Here is a 20,331-nt window from a genome sequence, read left to right as displayed (position 1 = left end):
GCACCGGCGCGGGCCGGGCCCGCGCCGAAGCGCCTTCTAGGTGCCCTGGGAATCGGTCGCGCCGGCGCGGCCCCGGGCGCCCTCGCCGAAGCGCTCGATGTGGGGCCGGAAGTCCGCCAGCTCCACGAACTGGTCCGCCTGGCGGCGCAGCTCGTCGGCGGTGACGTCCGAGGAGGCCAGGACGGTCACCTTGACGCCCCGCTGCTGTACGGCATCCACCAGCCGCCGGAAATCCCCGTCGCCCGAGAACAAGATGGCATGGTCCAGGTACTGGGCAAGGTTTAACATGTCGATGGCCAGCTCGATGTCCATGTTGCCCTTGACCCGGCGGTTGCCGTTGCCGTTCTTGAACTCCTTGGTGGGCTTGGTAACGACGATGTAGCCGTTGTAGGAGAGCCAGTCCACCAGGGGCTTCAGGGGCGTGTGATCCCCGGAGACATCGAGGGCGGTGTAGTAGAAGGCCCGGGTCAGCTTGGCCCGCTGGCGGAAGAAGTCGAGGAGCGCCTGGTAGTCCACGTCGAAGCCCATGTCCCGGGAGCTGCCGTGGAAGTTGGGCCCATCTATGAACAGACCGAGCCGGTCGTTCGCATCCAGCCAAATCGCGTCCTGGTTCTGCATTGAAGTAACCTCAAATATGCGTTTTTCGTGGGCGCCAGCGAATAGCGATCCCGTTGTGTATGGCCCGGGCCCGCTTCCGGGCGGGCAAACCCGGCACTATAGCAGCTGTATGCCCCGTCGGGCAGCGCGTAAGGGAGCCTCCGCATGCAGAGCGATCTCAATACATTGGAGTTCGAATCCATCCGTCGCACCCTGGACGCCGAGTGCGCCACGCCGTACGGGAAGGAGGCGGCGCGCAATCTGGAGCCGGCCCCCAGCCTGGAGGTGGCGCGGGCCTTCCAACAGGCGGTCACCACCGCCCGCGAGGGCCTGGAGGAGGGCGACGGCCCCAAGCTGGACGAGCTGCCCGACGTGCGGGCGGCCCTCCGCCAGTGCCGCCAAGAGGGCGCCTCGCCCCTGAACGGCCTGGCCCTGCGCAACCTGATCACCCTGCTGCAGGCGGGGGACTACCTGGGCCGGGCCCTGGAGAAGCGGCCCGGCCTGTACGTGGGCGACCCCTCGGACCTGACCGCCGCCAGCCCCCTCATTGACCGGCTGGACGCGCTGGTGGACACCATGGGCAAGGTGCGGGAGTCGGCCTCCGACTCCCTGGGCGCGCTGCACGAGGAGGTGCGGCAGGTCCGAGCCGACCTCAACAAGCAGGTGGACAAGAAGCTCAAGGACAAAAAGCTCGCCCCCAGCCTGGTGGAGCCCAAGACCGAGCACTTCAGCGGCCCGCGCCGGGTGCTCGCCGTCAAGACGGAGGCCGCCGGGGCCATCAAGGGGGTCCGCCGGGAGGCCCTGTCCCGGGGCCGGGGCGTCATGGTGGAGCCCATGGAGTGGATCCCCCTGAACAACCGCCTGGAGCAGCTCGCCCGCGAGATCGACGCCGAGGAGCGGCGGGTGCTCCGCGAGGCCACCGGCACGGCGCGGGAGCACATCGCCCCGCTGCAGCGGCTGCTCGACGCCATCACCTGGATCGATCTGGCGCTGGGCGCAGGCCGCCTGTCCCTAAAGATCGACGGCCATCCCCCGGAGCTCACCGAGGAGCCCCGCCTGGACCTGCGCTCCGCCCGGCATCCGGCCCTGGTGGCCGGGCACAAGAACGGCGGCCCCGCGCCGGTGCCGCTGACCGTGCGCCTGGGCCCGGACCAGCCCATGGTCCTCATCACCGGTCCCAACACGGGCGGCAAGACGGTGGCCATCAAGACCATCGGCCTGCTCGCCACCATGGCCTTCTGCGGCCTGCACATCCCGGCGGCGGAGGGCACCGTAGTGGGGGCCTACCGCCGCATCCTGGTAGACATCGGCGACCACCAGAATATCCTGCACCACGTCTCCACCTTCGCCGGCCACGTGGAGGTGCTCAAGCAGATCCTCGCCGAGGCGGACGAGCACACCCTGGTGCTCATGGACGAGATGGGCACCGGGACCGACCCGGAGGAGGGGGCGGCGCTCGCCATGTCGGTGCTGGAGGAGCTGGCGGAGCGCGGCGTGCAGGGGGTCTTCACCACCCATCTGTCGCCCCTGAAGGGCTTCGCGGCCGAGCACCCCAAGGTGGCCAATGCCAACATGCGCTTCGACTTCGACCGGCTGCAGCCCACCTACCAGCTGGAAGTGGGGGCGCCGGGGGCCTCCCTCGGCCTGGTGGTGGCGGAGCGCAACGGCCTGGAAGGGCCGCTGCTGGAGCGGGCCCGGGGGCACCTGGAAGAGCTGCGCCCGGGGGCGACCACCGAGGCGGCAAGGCAGGAGACGAACGGCGGGTAACCGCCAAGGCCGCCCACCAGGCCAAGAAAAAACAGGATAAAAGGCGGAGAAGCAGGCTCGATTCCCGTAGCAGCGGCCATTGGCCGCGACAGAAAGGAATCCCGCTCCGGCTCGGGGCTGCTAGCCCCCTTACAAGCACTTTCTCTGATTGAGGCGGATCGCCGGTTTGCTTTTTGCTTCGCGGTTCTTGGTGTACGTGGCGGTTCGCCGTCTTTGCCGCTTTTCCCTTTAGCCCTCCGCTTCCTCGGCCTCGTCCTCCGCCTGCTCGAACATCTTCAGGAACGCTTTGCGGGACATGGGCGGGAGGCGGCCCAGCTCCAGCGCCTCGTCCATGTGGTCCTTGCGTGCCATGGAGACCATGGCGGTGCCCACGCCCGGAGTGGAGCGGGCGAACTGCAGGGCGCGCTGGGCGTTGGTGCGCAGGTCGCCCATGGCTTGGCGGAGGATGGGGGGCTGCTCGCCAACGAGCTGGCCGCCCATGAGGGCATGGGTGGCGATGAAATAGAGCCCGAGCTGGTAGGCGGCCTGGACGGTGGAGGCCACGTTGCCCTGGCCGGTGGCCTGGTTGAAGCGGGTGAAGCCCTCCAGCATGTTCACGTTGTAGGGCATGGTCACCAGGCGCAGATGGTGGCCCTGCGGGTCGCCGGCCGCCTTCTCCGCCACGCCCACCTGGCTGGTGAGGGACTGGAACAGGCCGTCGTTGGTGGGCACCCGGCAGGACTTCCAGGTGGCCAGTCCGTAGCTGCGCAGCTTGCCTGCCTGCACCATCATCTCCAGCACCGCATAGACCTTCTGCAGCTTGCCGTTCAGGTCCTCCTTGGTCTGGAGCTCGGGGATGTGCACCTCGGACTGGTCGATGAGGAAGGCGTCCAGGGTCTCCACGCCGAGGGTCTGGCGGGTCTGCTCCACCTGCCAGGCGATGTAGGCGGGGGTGAGCAGATGCACACCCTGGGCCAGCTCGTCGGGGGTGCCCATCCCCTTCTTGAGGATCTCCTCCTTGAACCAGGCGGCCAGGTCGTCGGGCGGGCCGTCGGGAAAGGCCAGGAAGCCGCCCTTGCCCACCACGAACAGGGCCTCGCGGGGCACGCCCGACGCCACCGCCTCCCGGATGGCCGCGCCCGCGGCGCGCGCCGAGCGCCCGTAGCGGTAGCTGAGCCCCGCCTCGATGACGTTCAGGCCGCCCTGCAGGCCGTGGGCCAGGGCCTCGCGGTAGCCCGCGTCCACGTCGTCGGTGGGCTCGCCGTGGTCGGTCCCCAGACCGATGGAGGAGAGCTTGAGGGCTTCCTCGCCGTAGTCGCTGTAGTGGCTCTCGGCCAGGCCGCTGCGATCCGCGTAGGCCTGGGTGGCCTCGTGGGTGGCGTAGCCGGGGATGAGCTCGGGAAGGTCCTTGCGGCGCGATCGTCCTAGCATGGCTGTCTGGCTCGTCAGGAAGTGGGGGTGTTTGCGACGGCGCCGGCGGCGCCCACCGGGGCGCGCCGGAGCAGGGGATGGTGCCGGCGGAGGCGGTCCAGGGCCTCCTCCACCTCGGGCTTGACCGGGCCCCGCTGGGGCGGGTCCAGGCGCGTGCGGAACAGCTCGTCGAACCAGTCCTCGTCCTCGTCGAGGTCCCAGTCCACGGCCTCCAGGTGCTCCCGGCCCGCCGGGGGCAGCTCGGCGGGCAGCTCCCGTCCGGAGAGCTGGGCCCAGAGCCCCGCCCAGCAGCGCGCCAGGGCCAGCGGATGGTAGCCCCCGCCGCCGGTCACCAGCAGGCGGGGGGCGCTGTCCGCCTGGATGCGCGCCGCCATGGCCAGGAAGGTCTGGGTGGAGACGCGGAAGCGGCTCAGCGGGTCGGCGAGCAGGATGTCGGTCCCCGCCTGGAAGACCACCGCGTCCGGCTGGAAGCGGTCCACCACGGGGCCCCAGACCGCATCAAAGGCGGTGCGGTAATCGTCGTCGTGGGCGCCGGCGGGCATGGGCAGGTTGAGGGCGTACCCTTCGCCCGGCCCCTGGCCGTCGTCATCCAGGCCGCCGCCCTGGAACGGATAGGCCCGCTCGGTGCCCATGTGCAGGGAGAGCGTGAACACCTCCGGATCCGTGGCGAAGGCGTCCTCCACGCCGTCCCCGTGGTGGGCGTCCAGGTCGACGTACAGCACCCGCCAGCCCTCCCGCCGCAGGCGCAGGATGCCCAGGACGGGATCGTTGAAGTAGCAGAAGCCCCGGGCCTGGTGGGGGGCGGCGTGGTGCATGCCGCCGGCGGGGTTGAAGCCGATGCGGCCGTCGATCACGGCCTCGGCGGCCTGGATGCTCGCCCCGGTGGCGATGGCGGCGGTGGTGTAGAATCCGGCAAAGGCCGGGTTCTCCAGGTTGCCGAGGTTGTACCGCTTGCGGTCCGCGGCGGATGCCCGCCCGGTGGCCTCGATGCGGCGGGCGGTGCGCAGGTATTCCTGCGTGTGGAACCACGCCAGCTCGTAGTCGGCCGCCTGGCGGGACTCCTGGTACTCCGCCTCGGGCAGGGCCCCGTAGGCGCGCAGCAGGTCCACGGTGAGGGAGACCCGGGGGATGCCCAGGGGGTGGTTGTCGTTGTAGCTGGGGCGTCGGTATCGTGCGGCACCGAAGAAGACCGCCGGGCCGGTCATCGGTTCCCGTCCTCCCCGTCGCCGGTGGTGTTCTCTTCGGTGTAGTGGCCCTTGAAGCCGCGTGGGGCCCCGGGGCGGGCGCCGCTCATCATGGTCTGCAGGCGTAGCTCTTTGTTGATCCGCACCAGCCGGCCCGGGATCAGGAACAGGTCGACGAGGGCGGCCACGGAGGGGACCAGCCACAGCCAGGGGAAGCCGGCGGCCACGTGGACCACCAGCGCCGCCAGGGAGGCGCCCAGGTAGGCGAGGCCGCCCCGCCGGTCGAGCAGGTAGAAGCGATGAACGCCGAGGGGGAACAGGATCCAGCGCAGGTAGGCCCCCGGCTTGGTCCGGGCCACGGATTTGTAGGCCATCTGGACCTGCTGCAGGCCACCCCCCTTGAGGTCCATGGCTTCCCACTGCTTGCTCATTTATTTATCCCCTCATAAAATAAATTGGTTTATTATGGGGTTTTAAGGTTGAGAAAATTTATCAACTTTTCAGGATACCCGGAACGGCCCGCGCCGTTAAGCGGATCCGGGAATTCGGAAGCAGGCCCGGCCAGCCCGGGCGGATGGTAGGGAGCCATGGCCGATCGCAGACTGCACGTCTTCCATACCGTTGCGCGGCTTTCCAGTTTCACCAAGGCGGCCAATCGGCTGCACATGACTCAGCCGGCGGTCACCTTCCAGGTCAAGCAGCTCGAGGAGCAGTTCAACACCCGGCTGTTCGACCGCAACCACAACCGCATCACCCTGACCAACGCCGGCTCCATCGTCTTCGACTACGCGGACAAGATCCTGAGCCTGTATGACGAGATGGAGAGCTCGGTCGGGGAGCTGACCGGGGAGATGCGGGGAGTCCTGCTGGTGGGCGCCAGCACCACCATCGGCGAATACCTGCTGCCGCGGGTGCTCGGGGCCTTCCGCATGGCCTATCCGGCCATGAAGGTGCGGATGAACGTCGCCAATACCCGCGACATCGTTCAGCAGGTGGAAAATAATACCATCGACATCGGCATCGTCGAAGGCGCGGTCCACAACAGCAACCTGGCCATCCGCGAGTGCCAGCCGGATCAGCTGGTGGCCATCTTCCCCCAGGGCCACGCCCTGGCCGCCAAAGAGCGGGTGACGCCCGGCGACCTCCTCGATTGCCAGTTCGTCCTCCGCGAGGAGGGCTCGGGCACCCGCGAGGTGCTGGCGGACTACATCCGCGAGGGGGGCGAGGACCCCAACAAGCTGGACATCGTCATGGAGCTCGGCTCCGGCGAGTCGGTGAAGGGGGCCGTGGAGAGCGGACTGGGGGTTTCCGTGGTCTCCGAGGCCACCGTGCGCAAGGAGGCGCAGCTCGGGACCCTGGAGGTACGGCCCCTGGAGCCCGCCCTCAAGCGCTCCTTCTCCTTTGTCCACCAGAAGCAGAAGTTCCGCTCCCAGGCGGTGGAGCGGTTCTACCAGTTCATCCAAGAGCAATGCGAGAAAGGGGATCCCTGGGGGCAGCGCAGCAGCCCGGCCCACGACCGGGTCGCCCTCTAGGCCGGGCCCGGAACGCCCCCGGCAGGGGGCTCCGGCCACCCCGGGATCCCCGGCATTCACCGGGAGTCGCGGAGCCATGCGGCAGTTCTTCGTTGTTCAGCATAGCCATCACGAATTCCTGGGCACCATCGAGAAGCAGCTGGAGCACCGGGAGATCGGCTTCGTCTACATCCGGCCATTCCTGGGGCAGTCCGTCCCCGGCAGCCCCCAGGACAAGGACGCCCTGTTCCTGCTGCCCGGGCCCATGGACCCCACCGAGAAGGACGACTTCCCCTATCTGGCGGAGGAGGAGTTTCTGGTGGGGCAGTTCCTGCGCAACGACCAGCCCGTGGTGGGGCTGGGGCTGGGGGCCCTGCTGATGGCGGAGCACTTCGGCGGCGAGGCCTCCGAGGACCCGGAGCTCACCGCCCGCTTCGTCACCGCCCGCAAGACCGCGGCGGGGGAAGGGGACGCCCTGGCCGAGGAGCTGGACGGCATGGAGGTCTTTCTGTGGCACGCCGGCTCGGTCTCCCTGCCGGAGGGCATGGAGCCCACCCTGGTGGACGACGCGGGCAACTGGCTGGCCTTCCGGCCCCACCGGCGGGCCTACGGGCTGCTGTTCCGTCCCGAGGTAAAGCCGGGGATGATCGAGGATATGGTGATGGAAGACCGTCCCTGCCCGGACGGGGTGGGCAGCCTCCTGGAGTATTCCCGGGAATCCTGGGGCGCCGGCCGGATGCAGGCGGTCACCGACAAGGTGGTGGTGGCCCTGGTCAAGGAGCTGGAGCTCATGCAGCCCCACGCCCAGGAAGGCCCCGCCTACGAATTCAAGGTGCAGGACGACTGAAGGGAAGCGTCGCGGCCATGACGGAGAACGAGAAGCGCCTCCTGCAGGCATTGGAGCGCCTCCCCGCCGAGCAGCAGCGGCAGCTGGTGGAGTACGCGGAGTTCCTGGTGGGCCGCACCGGGGTCGGGGAAGGTGGCACCGAGGAGCCCGGCGCCGGGGTGGCGGGAGCGGCGGCCCCCGAAGAGCCCGAGTCCCCCCGGCCCGTGGAGAAGGACCCCGAGGAGGGCCCGGTGCAGGCCATCAAGCGGCTGCGCCAGACCTACCCCATGCTCGAGCGCAGCAAGCTGCTCGACGAGACCACCTCGATCATGGCCAAGCGGTACCTGCAGGACAAGCCGGAGAGCGAGGTGATCGAGGAGCTCGAGGAGACCTTCGAGCGCCATTACCGGCGCTACCTGCGGCAGTTCGAGGAGGAATGAGCGGGGTAGGATGGCCCCCGCGGGGCGCGTCCTACGCCGCGAGGGGCGGCTTCCGGTAAGATCCCCGGTAGGAGGGCGCTTTCCGAACGCGGGACAGTCGCGTAGGGCGGCGCAGTCCGGCTTCTTTCCCCCGTCCAGCGATTCCGCTACCCTCCCGGACAAATGGAGGCGCTGTCCTCGATTCCACCCGAACGCCGTCCGGAGGCATGGTGTATACCCCCCTGGAATGGTTCCGCAAGCGTTTTTCCGATCCCCAGATCCTGCTGTTGACCTTCGTCATCCTTGGGGTGCTGGCGGCCCTCTATGTGTTCGGGCAGGCGCTCAAGCCGTTCGTGGCCAGCCTGGTCATCGCCTACCTGCTCGAGGGGTTCATCCGCCCCATGGAGCGGCGGCATGTGCCCCGCTGGATCGCCGTGATCATCGTCTTCACCGTCTTCCTCCTGGTGGCCGTGTTCCTCATCTTCTCCCTGCTTCCCTTATTGACGGAGCAGCTCCAGCGGGTGGTGCGGGACCTTCCCGACATCGTACGCCAGGTCCAGAATCTGATCCGCACCCTCCCGGAGCGTTATCCCGGGTTCATCGAACCTCAATACGCGGACAGCCTCATCTCCGCCATCGGGCAGCGGCTCCAGGAGTGGGGCGGGCAGCTGGTGTCCCTGTCCATCTCTTATATCCCCGGGCTGGCCACCCTGCTAGTCTACATGGTGCTGGTGCCGTTCCTCATCCTGTTCATGCTGAAGGACAAGGAGCTGATCCTAGGGTACATTCGTAGCTTCCTGCCGCCGCACCAGCAGCTCGCCCAGAGCGTTTGGCGGGACGTGGATCGCCAGATCGGCAACTTCATTCGCGGCAAGGTGTGGGAGATCATCATCGTCGGCATGGTGACCTATTTCACCTTCCGCATGATGGGGTTCAATTACGCTGCCCTGCTCGGCGTGCTGACCGGTTTTTCTGTGCTTGTTCCCTACGTGGGGGCAGCGGTGGTGACCATCCCCGTGGCCCTGCTTGGGCTGGTGCAATGGGGGCCGGGCTGGGAGCTGGCGTACCTGCTCCTTGCCTACGCGATCATCCAGGGGCTGGACGGCAACGTCCTGGTGCCGCTGATCTTCTACGAGGCGGTGAAGCTCCACCCAGTGGCCATCATTCTCGCCATCCTCATTTTCGGCTCCATCTGGGGGTTCTGGGGGATCTTCTTCGCCATTCCTCTGGCCACCGTGGTGAAAGCCATCCTGGACGCCGTGCCCCGCCTTCACCATGCGGAGGATCCGGGCCCCGATCGGGCCGGGGAGCATTCGCGGGTCGCGGGGGCCGAATAGGGCCTCCGGCGGGCGGCTCCAGCCCGCATGTGCCGCTACGAAAAAGGCCGGCCCCTCGGGGCCGGCCTTCTTTGCTCGCCGTTGGCGGTGCGGGCTCTCAGGCCAGGCGCACGTCCGTGTCGAGGCCGGGATTGTCCTTGACCCCCTTGAGGCGGGGAAGGTTGGGCTCGCCGACGGAGACGGACTTCTTGTCGCGGAGCCAGTCGGAGACCACGTCGTAGACGGGGGGACGATCCTCCTCCACGGGATCGACGCTCGCCCAGCCGGCCACCTTGTACTTTTTCTTGGGGTCGAGAGGCTCGCCGTTGACCTCGATGTCCTGGAGGCGCTTGCCCTGCTTCTCACTGGGATTGAAGGTGAACTTCAGGCCGCCCACCCGGACCATGTCCCCACCCTGCTGGTAGTAAGGGTCAGGGTTGAACAGGTTCTCCGCCACGTCCTCAAGGGACATCTTTAGCTGCTCCCCGGTCATATCGTTGAGGGTGACCTCGGGGTAGGTGATGGCGGTCTGGCTGTAGACGTCCTCCAGGGTGATGGGCTGGCCCGGCAGGACGGAGGTTCCCCAGCGGAAGCCCGGCGAAAGAGCGACTTCGGCGTCCTGGCTCTCCATGAGCGCCTCGACGATGAGCTGGTCGAAGGTGCCGTTAAAGTTGCCCCGGCGGTAGAGGAGATCCTCGGAAACGGCGAGCTCCTCGCTGAGATCCTTGCCCGCCTTCTCCTGGGCCTTGCTCCGCTCCTCCTCGATGAGCTCCTCCATTTCCGGATCGGGGTCGATCTCATTGGAGAAGATGGGGAGCATGCTGAAGCGGTAGTCCCGCACCTTGCCGTTCTTGACGTCGAAGTCCAGGCGGGAGAGGAACTTGCCGTTAGAGCCGGAGTTCACCACAAGGGTCACCCCGCCGATGCCGCCGCCCTTGTTCTTGATTTCCATGGGCGCGGGCATGGCGTCGTGGGTGTGCCCGCCGAGGATGACGTCCACGCCGCGCAGGCGGGAGGCCATCTTCTTGTCCACGTCCATGCCGTTGTGGGAGAGGATCACCACAACGTCGGCCTTGTCGTTGTCCCGGATCTCGTCCACAACCTTCTGGGCGTGGTCCTCGTCCACGCCGAAGGACCAGTCGGGGATCATGTGGGAAGGGTTGGCGATGGGAGTGAAGGGGAAGGCCTGGCCGATCACCGCGATGCGGACCCCGTTGCGCTCCTTGATGGTGTAGGGCTCGAACAGGTCCACGCGCTCGCCCCAGGTGACGTCGCTGATGTTGTGGGCCACGAAATCCATGTCGAGGTGGCCGTCCTCGATCAGCTCCTGGACCCGGTCGGCGCCGTAGGTGAATTCCCAGTGGCCGGTCATTACGTCGACGCCCAGCTTGTTGGTGGCCTTCACCATGTCCATGCCGTCGGTCCACAGGCTGGTGGCCGACCCTTGCCAGGTGTCTCCGCCGTCAAGCAGCAGGCACTTGCCCTCACGCTCACTCCGGAAGCGGTCCACGAGGGTTTTCATGTGGGCGAAGCCGCCCATCTTGCCGTACTGCTCCGCGCCCTCTACGAAGTCGATGGGCGTGAAGGCGTGGACGCGCTTGGAGCCCTTCTCGATGCCGTAGTGCTCCAGAAAGGCGTCGGTCACTAGGTGCGGCGGCTCGCCCTTCAGCGAGCCCACGCCGAGATTGATGTTGGGCTCGCGGAAATAGACGGGCTTCAACTGCGCGTGGCAGTCGGTGAAATGCATCAGGGTCACGTTGCCGAAGTCCGGGACGGCGTAAGCGTCGTCCTTGAACCATCCCATGGCGCGGGCGCCGCTGGGGCGTAGCATGCCCGCGGCGCCGGCCAGACCAAGCGCGTAAAGGAACTCACGTCGGGACAACTGCATGGCTTGGATCTCTCCCTTCGGGTTGCACGAGTGGGGCAGGGAGGGCCATGCCGGCCCCGGCACGGCCGCCCTGCTAGAACCCGCCCGCTTCGGCGGCGTCCATTACCTCGATGATGTCCTGCTCAATCTTCTCGGCGATGCGCTCCGCCTCAGGGGGCGCATCGGGAAAGTAGCGCAAGGCGTACGATGGCAGGTAGGTGATCAGGGCCAAGTGGTCGTCCTCCTCGAAGACGACGATTTTGCAAGGGATGAAGGCGCCGAAGGCGGGAACTTCCTTGAGCACCTCCGCGCCTAGGCCCAAATTGCACACCTGGTACACCTTGTAGACCTGCTCGAAATCGATTCCGCGGTTTTGCATTCCCTCCGCGACATCCAGGGTGCCCACGTCCGCGAGGTTGAGGCCCTCGGCCTTGGACTGGATGCTCATCTCCACCTCCTCCAAGGTCCGGTCCGGGGGCAGGTCCACGCGGTAGAGCGGGGATTCGGTCTCCTCCTGACCGGCCACCTCCCCTTGGGGGGCCAGCGTGAGGAATGCAAAAACCAAGCCCACAAGCATTACGGCGCGGGCTGTTGCTGGAAAGCTGTTTACATCCCACATGGGACAGCTCCTTTTTCATGGTTGATCCGGATCGCTTCCGGGGGCGCCCGCTTCCGGAGGGGGCGAACCATGAAAAAGGATAGGCCCGAGGCGAGCCCCGGGCCTATTGCGGTGGATCCTACGGGTTTAGCCTAGAGGCTGTGCCCCGGGACCCGCAGCTCCTCGCCGTTGGAGAGGGAGCCGTGGTAGACCTCCAAGGCCCGATAGGCCTCGTGCTGGAAGGGCAGGTCATGGGCCCGAACCTGCCTGTTGCAACCGCGGTATCGCGTATGCGTCAGGCGGGTCTGCTGCTGCTTCATCCGGAAGGTGGGGAACTTGGTGTACTGTCCCCGCACCTCGGAAAGCTCCTGCCCGCGGAGGCGCATGCCGCTGTTCTGCACGTGACAGGTCCCGCAGGAGAAGTTCAGCTGGCCCCGCTTCATCCAGTAGTACTCCTTGCCCTTCTCCCAGTACTCCTTGGCGTCGCCGTCGGTGGCGATGTCAAGGGGCTCACCGTTGGACAGCGACTTCACGAAGATGGTCATGTGCCGCATGTCCTCGCCGTGCTTCTGGGAGAAGCTCCAGGGCTCGGCATCCATGTTCTCCGTCCGGCAAAGGTTGATCTGCATCTCCAGGGTGCGCACGCCCTCGCCCTCGATGGCCTTGTTGGGGTTGAGCTCCTCGCCTTGGGTCTCACCCTTGTTTACCACGTCCGGGCCGGAGCTGTCCCCGACGGGATAGACGTCATCCACTACCTTGGGGAACTTCGTGGCGGCGCCCTCCAGATCCTCGCCCTCGTCCCCGTGGCAGGACGCACAGGACTTGCCGTTGGAGCCTTCCTCCTGGAAGAGGGCCATGCCGGAATCGATGTCGAGCTCGCCGGGGTTGAAGTCTTTGCCGATCTCCTCGGCCCCTTCTTCCGAGGCCGCCCCTTGCTCCTCGTCGGCACCGCCGCCCCCCAGCTGGGCACTGGCGTGGCCCGTCCCGAAAAGCAGGGCGATGGATGCCACGGCTAAGGAAAGACGTACATTCATGGTGGGTCCTCCTGCTGGCGTAGTCGGAGGCTAGCGGAGCTAGCCGACCTCCACCTCGGCTTCGGCGGAGAAGGTTTCGCCCTCGTTGTCTTCCCAGGTGACCTTAAGGGTGCTGCTGGATTCCGGGACGATGTAGAAGGACATATAGGGATTCTTGCTGATCGCCACGCTCCAGTCGGCCTCGAAGACGCGGGTACCGTCGAGATCCGCCTTCACCTTCTGGATGAAGTGCTCGGGAATGGTCTCCCCGGTCTTGTCGTCCTTGCGCTGGCCGGTCTCCATGGGGTGGAGGATCAGGGCGCGCACCTGGGTGGATTCCCCCTTCTTGGCGCTGCCGACGCGGATTCGGGCGCTGCCAGTCTTAGCCATCGTTATCTTCCTCTGCCGTATTCAGTGTAGGACGTCTCGGTTCGATTCTCGTCGGTCAGCCGCCGCAGCCGCCCACCGTGACCCGGACCTCCTCGGAGGTCTTGTAGAAATCGCCGTTCTTGGTTTCGGCCACGGCGATAACATCGGAGGTCTCGCCCATTTTGATGCGGGTGGAGACTTCCGGAGTTCCCGTTTCCAGCATGTGGAACTGGGCGACGTACGGAGCCGGGTTCTCGGCCACAAAAAGGTGAAGCTTGGCAACCTCGTCCGAGTCCAAGTCGCTGCTGATGGTGATGGGCACCACGGCCCCGTTCTCGGCGATGGTGGGGGCCTTCAGATTGACTTTGCCATCCTGGATGTCGGTGGTGCCGAGGGCTTCCTTGAAGGCCTCATCCAGCTTCTCTTTTTCGAAGGCTTCCTTCGGCCAGCCCTCGGGGGCGGCCAAGCCCTTACCGGGTTTCAGAAGGCCAGCCCCCGCGGCGGCCACTACGGCACCAGTGGTGCCCAGGGCCTTCAGAAAGGAGCGTCGGCCGGTGTTCAATTTGCTTGCAACGTGCATCGAATGCTTCCTCCGTGATTCCGTTTGACTCCGCCGGCAAGTACTGAATTTAGTACTTGAGCGTCATAAGAAAGGCGGTGACCTTGTCGATCTCCTCCTCGGTCAAGATCTCATGCTTGCCGAAGGGAGGCATGCTGGTTACCGGGTTGAACTCCTCGGCATCCCGGATCTGCTTTCGGATCCGCTCCTCGTCGAGGCGATCGGCGACGCCCGCGAGGCTCGGACCGAGGTTCCCGGGCTGCTCCCCGCCAGGGATCTCGTGGCAGGCCAGGCAGTTGCCCTTCTGACGATCGAAGGCGACTTCTTTGCCTTCCTTTTCCGCGCTGCTCAGATCCTCCTCGTCGCCCTGGGCAATGGCAACGTTGGCGGCGCTGCCGGCGACGATCATGGCGGCCCCCAGGAGAGGGGCGCCGAGCCGGGAGAGCCGGGATACTCCGTTGGTCCCCATTTGAACTCCTCCTTTGCGGCTTGACGATATGGGCGACGGGCGGAAAGGTGCCCGGGCCCAAGAGTGCGTCCTATATGCCATATCCCGTTGCGCGGCTGCAACCAATTGTTTTCGAAAATCGCCCTGTATTCCCGGTTGCGGGGGGTTTTGGGATTTGTGGCTTCCCTTCGGGCGTCCGAAAAAGCCTGGCACTAGGCGCGCAACGGCCTCAGAATACCACCAGGTCTGGGAAGGTTCCACAGCCTGATGCGTTCAAAACGGCAAAATTTCGGCGGGAAAAGTTCTATAAATGGCCTTTACGGTTTGAATAGTTTTATATTGGCATATTACTATCCGGTAATATAGCCATATTCCCATTACTCCGCCGGTTAGTCGCATCCCCAAGTGCAAAAGTCGTACCGACCATTCCGGCGGGGTAGCAGGGGAGCGGTGGCGCCCGGTGGTGGGTGCCCGCCTCGACAGGAGGAGGGGTGGGGAGCCTGGGGGGGGTTCGTCAATCGGAGGGCAGGGAGCCGGGCCCGCCCTCGGCCTCCTCGTCGCCCTCGCTCCCCAGCAGGCCCAGGTTCTTCATCTTGGTGCGCAGCTGCTTGCGGCTGATGCCGAGGAGGACGGCGGCCCGGCTCTGGTTCCAGTTGGTCTTCTCCATGGCGTCGATCACCACCTGGCGCTCGATGGTGGGCAGGTGGTGGGTGGAGAAATCGGCCTTCCCCGACGCCGGCGGGCTGGACAGGGCCGAGGGCAGGTCGTCGGGACCGATGGTGTCGCCCCGGGTCATGACCACCGTGCGCTCGAGGACGTTCTGCAGTTCGCGGATGTTCCCCGGCCACGGATAGGACTGCAGGACGGCCAGGGCCTCGCTGGTCAGGGCCGGCGGGTTGCGCCCAAGCTCGTGCGCGAACTGCTCCAGGAAGTGGCGGGCCAGCAGGGGAATGTCCTCCACCCGCTCCCGCAGGGGCGGGAGGTGCAGGGGGATGACATTGAGGCGGTAGTAGAGGTCCTCCCGGAACCGGCCCTCCTCCGCGTCCCGGGCGAGATCCCGGTTGGTGGCGGTCACCAGTCGGGCGTTCAGGGGCTGGGGGCGGTGGCTGCCGAGCCGCGTGATCTCCCGCTCCTGCAGGGCGCGCAGGAGCTTCACCTGCATAGCCGGGGGCATCTCGCCCACCTCGTCCAGGAACAGCGTGCCCTTGCCGGCCTCCTCGAACTTCCCCGGCCGGCTCTGATGGGCCCCCGTAAAGGCGCCCTTCTCGTAGCCGAACAGCTCGCTCTCGATCAGCTCCGCGGGCAACGCCGCGCAGTTCACCGCCACGAAGGGCTCGCTGGCGCGCGGCGAGGCGGTGTGCAGGGCGCGAGCCACCAGCTCCTTGCCGGTGCCCGATTCCCCGGTGATCTGCACCGTGGAGGGGGCGGGGGCCACCAGCTCCACGGTGTGCAACAGCTCGCGGATGGCCCGACTTGCGCCCACGATGCCGAAGTTCTGTTGCGGCTGCTGGGTGGGGAGGGCATGGCCTGAGCGGTTGAGCAGGTTGCGGACCAGGGCCACCAGATCCGCCTCCTCCACCGGCTTGGTGAGGTAGTGGTCGGCGCCCGCCTTCATGGCTTCCACGGCGTGCTCCACGTTGCCGTAGGCGGTGACGATGATCACCGGCAGGGCCGGGTGCTCGGCCTTGAGGGCGCGCATGAGGTCAAGGCCGTTGCGGCCGCTGCCCAGTCGGTGGTCGGTGACCACCAGGTCCGCCCCGCTCCGGGTGAACTGCTCGAGGGCGTCCTCGGCGTTCTCCGCCGGCCGGGTGGCGAAGCCCTCTTCCTCCAGCCAGGCCGCCATGACCCGGCGTAGGTTGCGCTCGTCCTCGACGATCAGGATGGTGTGCTCAGCCATAGGGTTATCCGGCCTTGGGAAGAGTCAGAGTGAAGCGGGCGCCCCCGCCTGGTGCGTCGTCCACCTCCACGTTGCCGCCATGCTGCAGGACCACCTTGGAGACCACAGCCAGGCCCAGGCCGCTGCCGTGGGTTTTGGTGGTGACGAACGGCTTGAAGATCCGCTCGCGGTCCTCCGCGGGGATGCCCGGCCCGGTGTCACGGACGATGACCCGCCGCGTGCCGTCCGATCCGGACTCCACGGAGAGGTGGACCCGATCCCCCGGCTCGAGCACGTCCAGGGCGTTGGTGAGCAGATTCACCAGGGCCTGGTGGATAAGCTGGGGGTCCAGCAGGCAGGTGCGGCCCTCGGAGCAGTTGGACTCCAGTGTTACGCCTGCGTTTTCGTAGTCGGTGGCCAGCCGAGCGCAAGTGTCCTGGATCAGGGCGCACAGATCCCGTTCCTCCAGCTGGGGCTCGAAGGGCCGGCTGAAGTCCAGAAACCCCTCGGTCATCTCGTATAGGCGGTGCACCTCCTCCTCGATTATTTCAGAGAATTCGGTCTTTTGCGTGGCCTCGGGGTGGCGCCGCAGGTAGCGGGCCGCGCCCCGCAGGCTGGAAAGGGAGTTGCGCAGCTCGTGGGCCACGTGCGCGGACATCTCGCCGATGGTGGCCAGGCAGTTCAGGGCCTGTTGCTTGCGGTGCAGGCGATCGAGCTCCTCCAGGTAGCGGTCGAGGGTGGAGCGCAGCCGCTCAAAGCCGTACTGCAGGCGAGCCAGCTCGTCGCCATCGGCGGGCCCGCCCTTCTCGTCCGGGGCGCTGGTGGCCAGCTCGCGCTCCATGGCCTCCACCTGCCCGGTAAGCCGCCGGATGGGCCGGGTCACGAACCCGGAGATCAGGAAGGCACCGGCGGTGCCCACTACCCCGGTGAACAGGCCGAGCCACAGGAGCTTGCGGAGGGTGGCGTTGAGGTTCTCGGCCACGATCTGGCGGAGCTCCGCCGGGTCGAAGCGCACATGCACCTTGCCCAGCTCCTCGTCCCGGACCTCGATGGGATGGCTCGCCGTTTTGAGGAGCTCGTCGGAGGCGAGGGGAAGGAGGTTCCAGCCCGAGGTGGAGGGCGGCTCCTGGACCTTTCCGGTGGCCCATTCGGGACTCTTCTGTCCCAAACCGGACATCTCCGTGCTTGCTAGTATCCGCCCTGTGGCGTCGGTAACCACCGCCGCTTCCACCGCCCGATTGCTGCCGGCCTGCTCCACCAGTTTCTGCAGGGCGGTAAGGTCGGTAGTGAGGATCGGGCTGCGAGCGCTGCCGGAGAGATCCCGGACCATGCGCAGGTTCTCGTCCACCAGTTGCTGCTCCAGATCCCGGTGGACCGAGGTGTATACCACCAAGGACACGGTCAGGAAAATGGCGACAATCAGCAGGAGGACGTACAGGGCGCCCTTGGTCTGCAAGGGAAGCCGCTGGAATGGCGCCATGCCTTCTACCTCCCCGGGGATCCGCCCGGCCGCTTTGAGGGGTTTAGCAGGTTCAGCGGAGTCTCCGGGGAGCCGTGGCGGCGTTCCATGGAGCGGAGCGTGTCGTAGTCGTCGTCGCTGGTGGGCGAGAAGCCGTCCACATCGGCGCCGATGGCCCGTAAAGTTGCCGTGGCCTGCGGACGCTTGAGGTCGGTCAGGGCCTGGACCAGTCGTTCCCGGAAGGAATCACTGAGCCGCGCGCTCGCCGCCAGCAGGTACTGGGGGATGGGCCGCGAGTATTCCAAAGGCCGGAGTACCCCCTTTTCCAGAAAGGGGTGCGCGGCGGATTCGTCCACGGCGGTGGCGTCGAACAGGTCCGTGGCCACAGAGTAGAGGGCGTTCTCGTTGGAACCGAGGGTGCGCTCCTCGAAGAAGTCCCGGTGGGGGTGGATGCCCGCCTTGGCGAACATGGTCTTGGGGACCAGCCGGGATGCGGCGCACACCGGGTCGCCGTAGGCGAAGCGGGCCCCCTTGAGCTCCTTCAGCTCCTGGTAGGGGCTTTCCTTTCGGACCACCACCACCGACCGGAAGGTGTCTTTGCCCTGGCGCTCGATGCGAGCGAGGGGGCGTAGAGCTCCCTCGTCCGCCAGCCGGGCGTAGACCAGCGGGCAAAGGTAGACGATCTGCGGCCGGTCCTGGCGGGCCAAGCGCAGCAGCGATTCCAGATCCCCGGCGACACGCGCCTTCACCGGGATGCCGAGGGCCTTCTCCAAATGCCCGGCCAGGGGCTGGAAGCGGGCGTACATCTTGTCCGCGGTGGACAAGGGGGGCAGCAAAAGGCGCAGCCGCTCGGGCTCCTCCGCGGGAAGGGCCGGTGCGCCGAGAAGCAGCAGCAGGCCGGCCAGCGTGGGGAAACCACGTGCAGCGAGGCGTTTGGCTAGGCTCATGGGTGCGGGCATGCGCGTCCCTGGGCTAAAGTCGGAGTTCCTCGATCCGGGCCCGGATCCGCCCCAGTTGGTCGGAGCCCTGCTCCTGGGCTAGGCGCTCGGCCAGGCGAAGCTGCTGAAGGGCCTCGGCCTGCTGCCCGGCGATCCAGCGGGCTTCGGCCTCGGCGCGGTGCGCGCGGATCGGCTCGTCGAGCCGGGAGTAGGCCTCCGCCAGGGCTCGGTGGCCCGAAGCACGGCGGGGATGGTCGCGGGTCACCTCCCTCAGGGTGTCGCGGGCCGCCTTCGCGTCACCCGCGGCCAGCTGTGCCCGACCCAGCTGCTCCCGCAGCTCCGGGGCACTGGGGCGGCGCTCCAGGGCTTCCCCCAGGGAGCGGATTGCCTTCTCCGGGTTGTCATCCTCCATCAGAGCCTCGGCGAGGCTGCTGCGGTAGGCCACTTCCTCGGGGGCCTGCTCGATGAGGTCCCGAAGCAGATCGAGGGCTTCGTCGGTGCGGCCTGTGAGACGAGCGGCCAGCGACAGGCCGTAGCGTGCGGCCGCGTTTTCCGGGTCGTCCTCGACCCGCTTGGTGAAGTCCCGGTAGGCCTGCTCCGGGGATTCCGCAGTTACCGCCTGGACTCGCGCGCGAACGCGCTGGTAGGTGCCTTCGCCCAAGGGGGTGGAATCGGCGGCGGCGCGCATGCGGCTGGCCCGGTTGCGGGCGTCGGAGATGCGCTCCCGGGTCAGGGGGTGAGTGGACATATAGGCGGGGGGCGCCTGGCCCTGGAGGCTGGACCAATCCTGCAGCTCCTCCAGGAAGGCCGGCAGGCCGTCGGGCTCGAAGCCGGAGCGCGCCAGATAGCCCACCCCCAAACGGTCCGCCTCGTGCTCGTGGGTGCGGCTATAGGACAGCATCTCCTGCTGGGAGTAAGCGCTCGCCCCGGCCACCAGTGCCTGGGCCGCCTCCCCCTGCCCCTGCATCCCGGCCATGACGCCCGCCAGCACCAGGAGCAGCGACTGGAGCTGGGTCTCCTGGCTGGCGGCCACCTGGCGGGCCAGGTGGCGTTGGGTGATGTGGGCGATCTCATGAGCCAGCACGCCAGCCAGCTCGGCCGGCGTGTCCGTGGCCTCGATCAATCCCGAATGAACGAAGATATGGCCCCCGGGAACCGCGAATGCGTTCAGGCTGGGATCCTCGACCACGTAGAAGTGGAAGGGGTAGGCGTCGAAATCGGTCTGGGCGGCAATCCGGTGGCCGATGGCGCGGACGTACCCCAGGACCTCGGGGTCCTCCACGAAGTTCAGCTCGCGGCGCGCCTGGGTCAGGAACTCCTGACCGATCTCCTGCTCCTGGGTGGCGGTTAAGGCTCCGCCGCTCTGGCTGCCCAGGGAGGGAAGCTGATCTGCGGCGGCGGGGGCGGTCACGGCGAGGAGCCCCGCGAGCAGCAGCGCCAAGCCGCGCCGCGCGGTGGCCGCGCTTGAGAACGTGAAGGATCGGGGCATGGTCGCCAGAAGTCGATGAAAAACGGTTCGCAATGCGTCTTATTAGGCCCGCGCAAGGGCGCCGAGTTCCGGGCTCAGCCCGGCTGGCGCCGCCAGTGTCCCGAGCGGCCGCCGGACTTCTCCACCAGGCGGACCCCGGTGATCTCCATGGCCCGGTCCATGGCCTTGCACATATCGTACACGGTGAGCAGGGCCAGGTTGACGGCGGTCAGGGCCTCCATCTCCACCCCCGTGCGGTTGGCCGTCTTTACCGTGGCCTCGGCGCGCACCGCAGGGGTGTCGGAGTCCTCGTCCTCCCGCAGGTCCACCTCCACGGCGGAAAGGGGGAGGGGGTGGCAGAGGGGGATCAGCTGCCCGGTCTGCTTGGCCGCCTGGATGCCCGCGATACGGGCCACCCCGAGCACGTCGCCCTTTGCCACCAGCCCGGCGCGGATCCGGTCGAGGGTGGCGGCCGCCATGGTGATCCAGCCTTCGGCCACGGCGGTGCGCTCGGTGACGGCCTTGCCGCCTACGTCCACCATGCGGGCGTTGCCCTGGTCGTCGAAGTGGGAGAGGGGGTCCTCGTTGTCGGCCATGGCACGGCCTCCGGAATCAACCAGCAGGGGGGAAAGCAAAGGGGCCGGGACGCGCGTCCCGGCCCCGCCATCGGGCAGCCGTTCCATACCCGTCTCCCCGGGGACGGCCC

Annotated in this window: 20 protein-coding genes; 5 read left to right on the top strand and 15 right to left on the bottom strand. The window is 67.2% G+C overall.

What is annotated here, in order from left to right:
• Nucleotides 1-36: 36 nt before the first annotated feature.
• The gene (locus tag ACLFRB_RS05055) at nt 37-618 is read right to left on the bottom strand and encodes an NYN domain-containing protein (RefSeq protein ID WP_411067917.1); all 582 of its coding nucleotides are present in this window, start codon (nt 616-618) and stop codon (nt 37-39) included.
• A 144-nt stretch (nt 619-762) separates the two neighbouring features.
• On the opposite strand from ACLFRB_RS05055, the gene ACLFRB_RS05050 reads away from it, so the two are divergent.
• Complete coding sequence (locus tag ACLFRB_RS05050; protein WP_411067916.1) at nt 763-2,364, top strand: endonuclease MutS2; 1,602 nt, start codon at nt 763-765, stop codon at nt 2,362-2,364.
• A gap of 228 nt (nt 2,365-2,592) precedes the next feature.
• On the opposite strand, the gene ACLFRB_RS05045 is transcribed toward ACLFRB_RS05050, so the two are convergent.
• From ACLFRB_RS05045 to ACLFRB_RS05035, 3 genes are read right to left on the bottom strand one after another with little or no spacing between them, the layout of a single operon-like run.
• Nucleotides 2,593-3,774, bottom strand: coding sequence for an aldo/keto reductase (locus ACLFRB_RS05045; protein ID WP_411067915.1), 1,182 nt, complete (start codon nt 3,772-3,774; stop codon nt 2,593-2,595).
• Between the two features lie 14 nt (nt 3,775-3,788).
• Nucleotides 3,789-4,979 carry an acetoin utilization protein AcuC gene (locus ACLFRB_RS05040; RefSeq protein WP_411067914.1) on the bottom strand — a complete coding sequence of 397 codons (1,191 nt, stop codon included), beginning with the start codon at nt 4,977-4,979 and terminating at the stop codon, nt 3,789-3,791.
• Entirely contained in the window at nt 4,976-5,389 is a 414-nt protein-coding gene (locus tag ACLFRB_RS05035) for a hypothetical protein (RefSeq protein ID WP_411067913.1), read from the bottom strand. The genes ACLFRB_RS05040 and ACLFRB_RS05035 overlap by 4 nt, the downstream gene beginning before the upstream one ends.
• A 156-nt stretch (nt 5,390-5,545) precedes the next feature.
• Here ACLFRB_RS05035 and ACLFRB_RS05030 point away from each other — a divergent pair, with 156 nt between their 5' ends.
• The 4 genes from ACLFRB_RS05030 to ACLFRB_RS05015 all read left to right on the top strand — a co-directional run bounded on the left by ACLFRB_RS05030 (nt 5,546) and on the right by ACLFRB_RS05015 (nt 9,051).
• Nucleotides 5,546-6,490, top strand: a complete 945-nt coding sequence (locus tag ACLFRB_RS05030) for a selenium metabolism-associated LysR family transcriptional regulator (protein ID WP_411067912.1) — start codon at nt 5,546-5,548, stop codon at nt 6,488-6,490.
• Between the two features lie 76 nt (nt 6,491-6,566).
• Nucleotides 6,567-7,316, top strand: coding sequence for a type 1 glutamine amidotransferase (locus ACLFRB_RS05025; protein ID WP_411067911.1), 750 nt, complete (start codon nt 6,567-6,569; stop codon nt 7,314-7,316).
• A gap of 17 nt (nt 7,317-7,333) precedes the next feature.
• On the top strand, nt 7,334-7,735 hold the full coding sequence (locus tag ACLFRB_RS05020; protein ID WP_411067910.1) for a hypothetical protein: 402 nt from the start codon (nt 7,334-7,336) through the stop codon (nt 7,733-7,735).
• 206 nt (nt 7,736-7,941) lie between these two features.
• Nucleotides 7,942-9,051 (top strand): AI-2E family transporter, encoded by a 1,110-nt coding sequence (locus ACLFRB_RS05015; RefSeq protein WP_411067909.1) that lies wholly within the window; start codon nt 7,942-7,944, stop codon nt 9,049-9,051.
• Between the two features lie 97 nt (nt 9,052-9,148).
• Here the strand turns inward: ACLFRB_RS05015 and soxB are convergent, their stop codons facing one another.
• The 11 genes from soxB to moaC form a co-directional block, all read right to left on the bottom strand.
• The gene (gene soxB / locus ACLFRB_RS05010) at nt 9,149-10,918 is read right to left on the bottom strand and encodes a thiosulfohydrolase SoxB (protein ID WP_411067908.1); all 1,770 of its coding nucleotides are present in this window, start codon (nt 10,916-10,918) and stop codon (nt 9,149-9,151) included.
• 73 nt (nt 10,919-10,991) lie between these two features.
• On the bottom strand, nt 10,992-11,516 hold the full coding sequence (locus ACLFRB_RS05005) for a DUF302 domain-containing protein (protein ID WP_411067907.1): 525 nt from the start codon (nt 11,514-11,516) through the stop codon (nt 10,992-10,994).
• A gap of 131 nt (nt 11,517-11,647) precedes the next feature.
• A complete protein-coding gene (gene soxA / locus ACLFRB_RS05000; protein ID WP_411067906.1) occupies nt 11,648-12,529 on the bottom strand; it encodes a sulfur oxidation c-type cytochrome SoxA in 882 nt (293 codons plus the stop codon).
• Nucleotides 12,530-12,568: 39 nt separating this feature from the next.
• Entirely contained in the window at nt 12,569-12,898 is a 330-nt protein-coding gene (soxZ, locus tag ACLFRB_RS04995; protein ID WP_411067905.1) for a thiosulfate oxidation carrier complex protein SoxZ, read from the bottom strand.
• Between the two features lie 55 nt (nt 12,899-12,953).
• Nucleotides 12,954-13,457 (bottom strand): thiosulfate oxidation carrier protein SoxY, encoded by a 504-nt coding sequence (gene soxY / locus ACLFRB_RS04990; RefSeq protein ID WP_411067904.1) that lies wholly within the window; start codon nt 13,455-13,457, stop codon nt 12,954-12,956.
• 49 nt (nt 13,458-13,506) lie between these two features.
• Nucleotides 13,507-13,905, bottom strand: coding sequence for a sulfur oxidation c-type cytochrome SoxX (gene soxX, locus ACLFRB_RS04985; RefSeq protein WP_411067903.1), 399 nt, complete (start codon nt 13,903-13,905; stop codon nt 13,507-13,509).
• 493 nt (nt 13,906-14,398) lie between these two features.
• Nucleotides 14,399-15,781 (bottom strand): sigma-54-dependent transcriptional regulator, encoded by a 1,383-nt coding sequence (locus ACLFRB_RS04980; RefSeq protein ID WP_411067902.1) that lies wholly within the window; start codon nt 15,779-15,781, stop codon nt 14,399-14,401.
• Between the two features lie 4 nt (nt 15,782-15,785).
• Nucleotides 15,786-17,240 (bottom strand): sensor histidine kinase, encoded by a 1,455-nt coding sequence (locus ACLFRB_RS04975; protein WP_411067901.1) that lies wholly within the window; start codon nt 17,238-17,240, stop codon nt 15,786-15,788.
• Between the two features lie 5 nt (nt 17,241-17,245).
• On the bottom strand, nt 17,246-18,178 hold the full coding sequence (locus ACLFRB_RS04970) for a phosphate/phosphite/phosphonate ABC transporter substrate-binding protein (RefSeq protein WP_411067900.1): 933 nt from the start codon (nt 18,176-18,178) through the stop codon (nt 17,246-17,248).
• A 13-nt stretch (nt 18,179-18,191) separates the two neighbouring features.
• Nucleotides 18,192-19,598, bottom strand: coding sequence for a M48 family metalloprotease (locus ACLFRB_RS04965; RefSeq protein WP_411067899.1), 1,407 nt, complete (start codon nt 19,596-19,598; stop codon nt 18,192-18,194).
• A gap of 122 nt (nt 19,599-19,720) precedes the next feature.
• Nucleotides 19,721-20,221, bottom strand: a complete 501-nt coding sequence (gene moaC / locus ACLFRB_RS04960; protein ID WP_411067898.1) for a cyclic pyranopterin monophosphate synthase MoaC — start codon at nt 20,219-20,221, stop codon at nt 19,721-19,723.
• Nucleotides 20,222-20,331: the final 110 nt, after the last annotated feature.

It is taken from the genome of Thiohalorhabdus sp. (genome assembly GCF_046545655.1).
Taxonomy (GTDB): domain Bacteria; phylum Pseudomonadota; class Gammaproteobacteria; order Thiohalorhabdales; family Thiohalorhabdaceae; genus Thiohalorhabdus.
This window is presented reverse-complemented; position numbering and strand designations above follow the sequence as displayed.